This window comes from Rhodococcus sp. WAY2, from assembly GCF_009859915.1.
Taxonomy (GTDB): Bacteria; Actinomycetota; Actinomycetes; order Mycobacteriales; family Mycobacteriaceae; genus Rhodococcus_F; species Rhodococcus_F oxybenzonivorans.
This window is the reverse complement of record NZ_CP046572.1, coordinates 3,206,387-3,212,282: the sequence shown is the minus strand read 5'-3', so window position 1 is coordinate 3,212,282 and position 5,896 is coordinate 3,206,387. Positions and strand designations below refer to the sequence as shown.

Here is a 5,896-nt window from a genome sequence, read left to right as displayed (position 1 = left end):
CTCGTTCCCCCAGCAGGTATCAAAACTGTGGATGCGCAGACCCAGCGCGTGGGACGAACCGACTGTCGCCGGTCCGCCACGCTGTACTGATCGTGCTTCACGCGTGGGTCCGGTGTGCGTCGATTCGTGATGTTCGTGCCGGAATCGCCATCGATCTGCGACGGCGACCCGGATGGGGCCGGTCGAGCAGGATGCGCAGCACTTCCCGCTGCCCGTGGCCGGGCCTCAGCGGAAGCGTTCGGCCTCACGTGCAAGGTGCAGGAGGTCGGCGCACAACGACTCCAGCTCATGGGCCGCCGCACCTTCGGCAACGGCTGTCGCCACGTCCTCGGCCGCACAACGAACCTGGAAGATCCGGTCGACCATGGCGGAGGCTTCCTCGGCGGTGAGCACCACGGCATCCGCGGGAATACTCGTGCCCTTGACCTGGGTGCGCTGCTCGTACGCTCGCTGCCGGCACGATTGGCGGCAATACCGGCGGCGTCGCCCCATCCCGGACTCCGCGACTTCCCGGCCGCACCACACGCACGAGTCGGGTCTGCGGGATGCGCCGGTCATGGTCCACCACCTTACTGCGCGACCCCTCGATGCCCGCCCGGTAAGATGGCGAGGTTGCATCTGCGCGGCGTGCGGGAACCAATCGGGAAGCCGTGGCGTTGTAGATGAGTGTGAACGCTTGGCTGCTGTCCAGGCGTGCTCGCGCGGAGACGATCGAGGAGAGGACACAACCATGGCAGATCGCGTACTTCGAGGGAGTCGACTCGGAGCGGTGAGCTACGAGACCGACCGTGACCACGACCTCGCACCCCGTCGGATGGCCAAGTACCGGTGCGACAACGGTGAGGTGTTCGACATCCCGTTCGCGGACGACGCCGAGATCCCGGGCACGTGGCTCTGCCGCAACGGCCTGGAGGGCACCCTGGTCGAGGGCACCGCACCCGAGGCCAAGAAGGTCAAGCCGCCGCGTACCCACTGGGACATGCTGCTCGAGCGTCGCTCCAAGGAAGAACTGGAAGAGCTGCTCAAGGAGCGTCTCGACCTGCTCAAGGCCAAGCGACGCGGAGCCTGACACAGGCTGCTCCACGATACGAACGCCGTCCCGGCTCGACTGGGGCGGCGTTTGCTGTGTCTGCGCCGTCCTCGATGTGGGATCAGTGGCTGGTACCAGGGTGGGCATGGGTTGGCTGCTATAGGTCGTTGGCGTGGCGACAGTCGCGACAGGACTCATCCACGTACTCCGATCTGCTGGAACGCAGGCGCGTTACATTCCGGGCACACAAACCGAGAGTCACGCCCCGAACACGCAGTCGAAGAACACCACGTATGACCGACCACCCGACTTCTCAGCTCGAGAGGTAGGTCACATGACCGCTCTCAATCTACTATTCGGTACGGCGGAGTCAAGGGTTTGGTTTCAATTTCAAGCAGGACGGGCCGCCCCGGATCGCCCTGGCGCCGCGCCGACAATAGATGAGGGTGCACCAGCCCGTTTCCCCTGCAACGCGCCGCCGCGTGTGGTATTTCCCGTCGGCGCCTCGTTCAAACCTTTCAGTCTGTTCGGCGTATCGATCGATTCATCAGAGGTACTCGGGCCCTTTGACGCCTCAGCGGCTCACCGGGTTCTCCTGCTCGACGCGTGAGAGCTTCTCGGGATTGCGCACGACGTAGAGCCCGGTGATCATGCCGTCGTCCATCCGCACGGCCACGACGTCGTCGATCTCACCGTCGAGCCGGACGATCAGAGCTGGGCAGCCATTGATCTGCACCGGCTCGACCGACACCTGGCCGTCGATCCGCGGCAGGCCGGCCGCCAGCAGGCGACCCACTTTGTCGGCCCCCACGATCGGTCGCGGCACAGCCTGCTTGACCCCGCCGCCGTCACCCAAGAGGACGACGTCGGGTGCGAGCAGGTCGAGCAGGCTCTGCAGATCACCCGTCTCGAGTGCCCGCTGGAACGCCTCGAGAGCGCCTCGGGATTCGGCCGGGGACACGACGCCGCGCGGTCGGCGCGCCGCGACATGTCCCCGCGCCCGGTGCGCGATCTGGCGGACAGCGTCCGGGCTCTTGCCGACGGCCTCCGCGATCTCGCCGTACTCGAGATCGAACACCTCACGCAGCACGAACACCGCCCGCTCGGTCGGCGCGAGCGTCTCGAGCACCAGCAGCATCGCCATGGACACGCTGTCGGCCAACTCGACGTCCTCGGCCACATCGGGTGCGGTCAGCAGCGGCTCGGGCAACCACTGGCCGACGTACGACTCCTTGCGCCGACTGAGCGTCCGCAGCCTGAGGAGGGCCTGGCGGGTGGTGATCCGGACCAGGTATGCACGCTGATTGCGGACGGCGTCGAGATCGACGCCTGCCCAGCGCAGCCAGGTTTCCTGGAGGACGTCTTCCGCGTCGGTGGCCGAGCCGAGCATCTCGTAGGCAACGGTGAACAGCAGGTTGCGGTGGGCGACGAACGCGTCGGTAGCGGGATCCGAATGATCATCCTGGCTCCCGCCACGATCTGCGGGCGTGGTCTGCGACGTGCCGGCCATGGGTGGCTCCTCTTCTCTGTCGTTTTGTGTCACACACCAGACACCGGACGCCGCCGTTTTGTGACATCCGAAACATGTGTCACAACGGTCGGGTGGCCGGCATCTCATGTTCGTACAGATCAGCACGACACCACGAGTGAGGACGAAGTCATGGATGCCCGATTCGACCTGTTCGACAATGAGATTGCCATGAAGTTCGCCAAGCGGTTCGCGAACGCGGCCCTGGTGATCGACCAATCGCCGCTGCCGAAGGCCACCCAGCACCTGGTCGAGATCCGGGCCAGCCAGATCAACGGCTGTGGTTTTTGCACCGACATGCACACCAAGGATGCTGCGGCCGCCGGCGAGACCCCGATCCGGCTCAATCTGGTCGCCGCCTGGCGCGAGGCCACCGTGTTCACCGAGGCCGAGCGGGCCGCGCTGGCACTCGCAGAAGAGGGCACCCGGCTCGCCGACGCCCACCACGGCGTGTCCGACGGGACCTGGTCGCAGGTGCGCAAGTACTACGACGACGACCAGATCGCCGCGCTGGTGTCCCTGGTGGCCCTGATCAATGCCGCCAACCGGATCAACGTGATCGTGCGGAATCCGGCCGGGTCCTACGAACCCGGCATGTTCGCCAGTATGACGAGCTGACCGGCAGACCAAATAGCCCGGTGAAGGATCGCCGGCCGCTCGGCGATCCTTCACCGGACCGGAAAAACCAACTAGCGCGGTTCCTGGTAGCAGACGACCACATCCGAGTACCGTCGTGGCATGGGTGACGAGGCAATCGACCCCGAAACGGCGTATGAAGCCCTTTCCGCCGGCGCGCGCCTCGCCCTGCTGCGAAACCCGGAAGGCATAATGCCGCCGCAATTCATCGGTCAGGTGATGACCGTGTGCGGAAACTCGTGCGTCGCAGCCATCAGTGGTAAAGCTGATTCGGTGCCGCAGATCGCGCTTCTGCAGGGACCACTCTCGGACTACCTCGCCCACTGCAGATGCGCCCTCGACACGTGGTGGAACTCTCTGACGCCGCCACTGCGGGCCGGCATCCGGTGTCGCGAAGCGATACCGGAAACGCTGCCACTGCAACTACCCGACCACTCTCCCTGGGCTGACGTGTCCACACCCTGCTCTCCCCTGTTGGTGCGCGACTATCTGGAATTGCAGGCGACTGGCGGCGAACTGATGTAGTCCGAGAGGGCAGCTCCCCTGCCTGTGGTCGGCAGGCGTCAGGAACTCGTGAGGATGACAAGTTGCCAGGTTGCCCGCGTCATGGCGACGTAGCGGTCGACGGCTCCTTCGATCCCCTCACCGAACGACGCCGGGTCGACCAGAATGACGAGGTCGAACTCGAGCCCCTTCGACAGCTCCGGTGTCAGCGATCGGATACGCGACGTCGATCGAAACGCGGGCTCGCCTATGACGCATGCGATCCCGTCGGAGTTCGATTCGAGCCAGGCGTCGAGGATCGAGCCCAGATCCGACGTGGACCCGTGTACGACGGGGTTGCCGCTGCTGCGGATCGATGTCGGCACGTTGGCGTCCGGGAGGAAGGTACGGATGACCGGTTCGGCTACCGTCATGATCTCTTCCGGGGTCCGGTAGTTGATGCTCAGTGCGGCGAGGTCGATCCGATCGAACCCGATCCGCCCGAGCCGTTCGTGCCACGACTCGGTGAACCCGTGCCGGGCCTGGGCCCGGTCCCCGACGATGGTGAAGCTGCGGGACGGGCAGCGCAGCAACAACATCTGCCACTCCGCGTCCGTCAGTTCCTGAGCCTCGTCCACCACGATGTGCGCGAACGGTCCGGCGAGCAAGTCCGGGTCGGAGCTCGGCAGAGCGGTCTCGTCGACCAGGGACTGCTGCAGATCCTGGCCCCGCAGCATCGACATCACGAGCATTTCCGAGTCGTCGGCCGCGATCAGGTCGTCGACGACGTCACTCATGCGCGCGCGTTCGGCAGCGACGGAGGCGTCGTACCGACGTCGGCGTCGTGACGCCTCCGGGTCCCCGAGCCGCTGCCGTGCCGCGTCCAACAGTGGCAGGTCGGACACCGTCCAATTCTGGGTGTCCGCGCGTTGCAACTTCCGAATCTCGTCGTCGCTGAGCCAGGGTGCGCACTTGCGCAGGTAGGCGGGCACCGACCACAGGTCTGCGACGAGGTCGGCGGCTTCGACCAGGGTCCATGCGTTGTCGAGGATTGCACGTAATTCGTCGTTCTGCTGCAACGACTTCCGGAGTTGGGCGGCTGGGACGTCACCGTCGTACTTGTCGATCAGGATCGTGAGCAACAGCTCCCAGATCTGCTCCCGCGCCTCGTTGTGCGGAGTGCCGGGTTCCGGCGCTGCGAATGCCTCGGCCCAGTCGTCGGCGCTCAACCAGAGGTCGGTCCAGTCGGTCGCCACCGTCATGCCCTCGGTGGGCGGCTCCTCGTAGAACTCGACGGCCGCGCCGATCGCCTTCACCAGATCCGCGGACGACTTCAGCCGCGCCACCTCCGGATCCTGCTCGACCCGGGCGGCGGCGCCCTCGGTGACGAGGTCGCGCAGGGTGCACAGCTGGACGCCCTCTTCGCCGAGGCTGGGCAGGACGTCGGCGACGTAGGCCAGGTAGGGCTCGTGTGGTCCGACGAACAGCACCCCGTGACGGAGTCGGGGGTCGGAGTAGAGCAGGTACGCGGCGCGGTGCAGAGCGACGACGGTCTTACCTGTACCCGGGCCGCCGTCGACGACGAGGGCCCCGCTCGATCCCGCGCGGATGATGGCGTCCTGGTCGGCCTGGATGGTGCCGAGCACGTCTCGCATTCGGGCAGTCCGGTTGCTGCCGAGGCTGGCGATGAACGCGGACTGGTCGTCGAGCGCCGCGTTCCCTTCGAACCCGTCCGGCGTGAACACCTCGTCCCAGTAATCGCTGATCCGCCCGCGGGTCCAGCGATACCTGCGACGGCGGGTCAGGCCCAGCGGGTTGGCGTGGGTGGCCCCGAAGAACGGCTCGGCCGCGGGCGAACGCCAGTCGACCAGCAGCTGATTGCCCGCGCTGTCCATGAGGCCGAGGCGTCCGACATACACGGGCTCGGGGTTGTCGGCGCTGACGATGTGTCCGAGGCACAGGTCCAAGCCGAAGCGGCGCAAGGCGCGCAGCTGAGCGTTCAGCTCGTGAACCATCATGTCCCTCTCCATCGCCTCCTGGCCCAGACGGCGGGGCGCCTTGCGTTCGGCATCGATGCGGCGGGACAGGTCGGCGATGGACTGTTCGAGGCTTTCTGCGATCGCGGCGAAGTGCCGCTCGTCCCCGGCGATCAGCGCCGGGTCGGCCTTGGCCGTGAGATGGTCGGGAAGGTCGAATGCCGTAGTAGTCAAGGGGTTCAC

At 66.2% G+C, this 5,896-nt stretch carries 6 protein-coding genes; 3 read left to right on the top strand and 3 right to left on the bottom strand.

Annotation, left to right across the window (positions count from 1 at the left end; genetic code table 11):
- Nucleotides 1-225 precede the first annotated feature (225 nt).
- Nucleotides 226-558 (bottom strand): hypothetical protein, encoded by a 333-nt coding sequence (locus tag GFS60_RS14775; protein ID WP_109329829.1) that lies wholly within the window; start codon nt 556-558, stop codon nt 226-228.
- Between the two features lie 172 nt (nt 559-730).
- Between GFS60_RS14775 and GFS60_RS14770 the strand changes: the two genes are divergently transcribed.
- The gene (locus tag GFS60_RS14770; RefSeq protein WP_005255751.1) at nt 731-1,069 is read left to right on the top strand and encodes an RNA polymerase-binding protein RbpA; all 339 of its coding nucleotides are present in this window, start codon (nt 731-733) and stop codon (nt 1,067-1,069) included.
- A 535-nt stretch (nt 1,070-1,604) separates the two neighbouring features.
- On the opposite strand, the gene GFS60_RS14765 is transcribed toward GFS60_RS14770, so the two are convergent.
- Entirely contained in the window at nt 1,605-2,540 is a 936-nt protein-coding gene (locus GFS60_RS14765) for an RNA polymerase sigma-70 factor (RefSeq protein WP_159922292.1), read from the bottom strand.
- A 150-nt stretch (nt 2,541-2,690) separates the two neighbouring features.
- Here GFS60_RS14765 and GFS60_RS14760 point away from each other — a divergent pair, with 150 nt between their 5' ends.
- Together GFS60_RS14760 and GFS60_RS14755 are read left to right on the top strand one after the other, a co-directional pair.
- Nucleotides 2,691-3,176 (top strand): carboxymuconolactone decarboxylase family protein, encoded by a 486-nt coding sequence (locus GFS60_RS14760; protein WP_159922290.1) that lies wholly within the window; start codon nt 2,691-2,693, stop codon nt 3,174-3,176.
- A 120-nt stretch (nt 3,177-3,296) separates the two neighbouring features.
- Nucleotides 3,297-3,719: a hypothetical protein gene (locus GFS60_RS14755; RefSeq protein ID WP_159922288.1), complete on the top strand. Its 423-nt coding sequence runs from the start codon at nt 3,297-3,299 to the stop codon at nt 3,717-3,719.
- 38 nt (nt 3,720-3,757) lie between these two features.
- On the opposite strand, the gene helR is transcribed toward GFS60_RS14755, so the two are convergent.
- Nucleotides 3,758-5,896 carry an RNA polymerase recycling motor ATPase HelR gene (gene helR / locus GFS60_RS14750; RefSeq protein WP_159927190.1) on the bottom strand — a complete coding sequence of 713 codons (2,139 nt, stop codon included), beginning with the start codon at nt 5,894-5,896 and terminating at the stop codon, nt 3,758-3,760.

Coding starts and splice junctions, on each gene's coding strand:
- GFS60_RS14775 (WP_109329829.1), bottom strand. CDS start 558: ATGACCGGCGCATCCCGCAGACCCGACTCGTGCGTGTGGTGCGGCCGG.
- GFS60_RS14770 (WP_005255751.1), top strand. CDS start 731: ATGGCAGATCGCGTACTTCGAGGGAGTCGACTCGGAGCGGTGAGCTAC.
- GFS60_RS14765 (WP_159922292.1), bottom strand. CDS start 2,540: ATGGCCGGCACGTCGCAGACCACGCCCGCAGATCGTGGCGGGAGCCAG.
- GFS60_RS14760 (WP_159922290.1), top strand. CDS start 2,691: ATGGATGCCCGATTCGACCTGTTCGACAATGAGATTGCCATGAAGTTC.
- GFS60_RS14755 (WP_159922288.1), top strand. CDS start 3,297: ATGGGTGACGAGGCAATCGACCCCGAAACGGCGTATGAAGCCCTTTCC.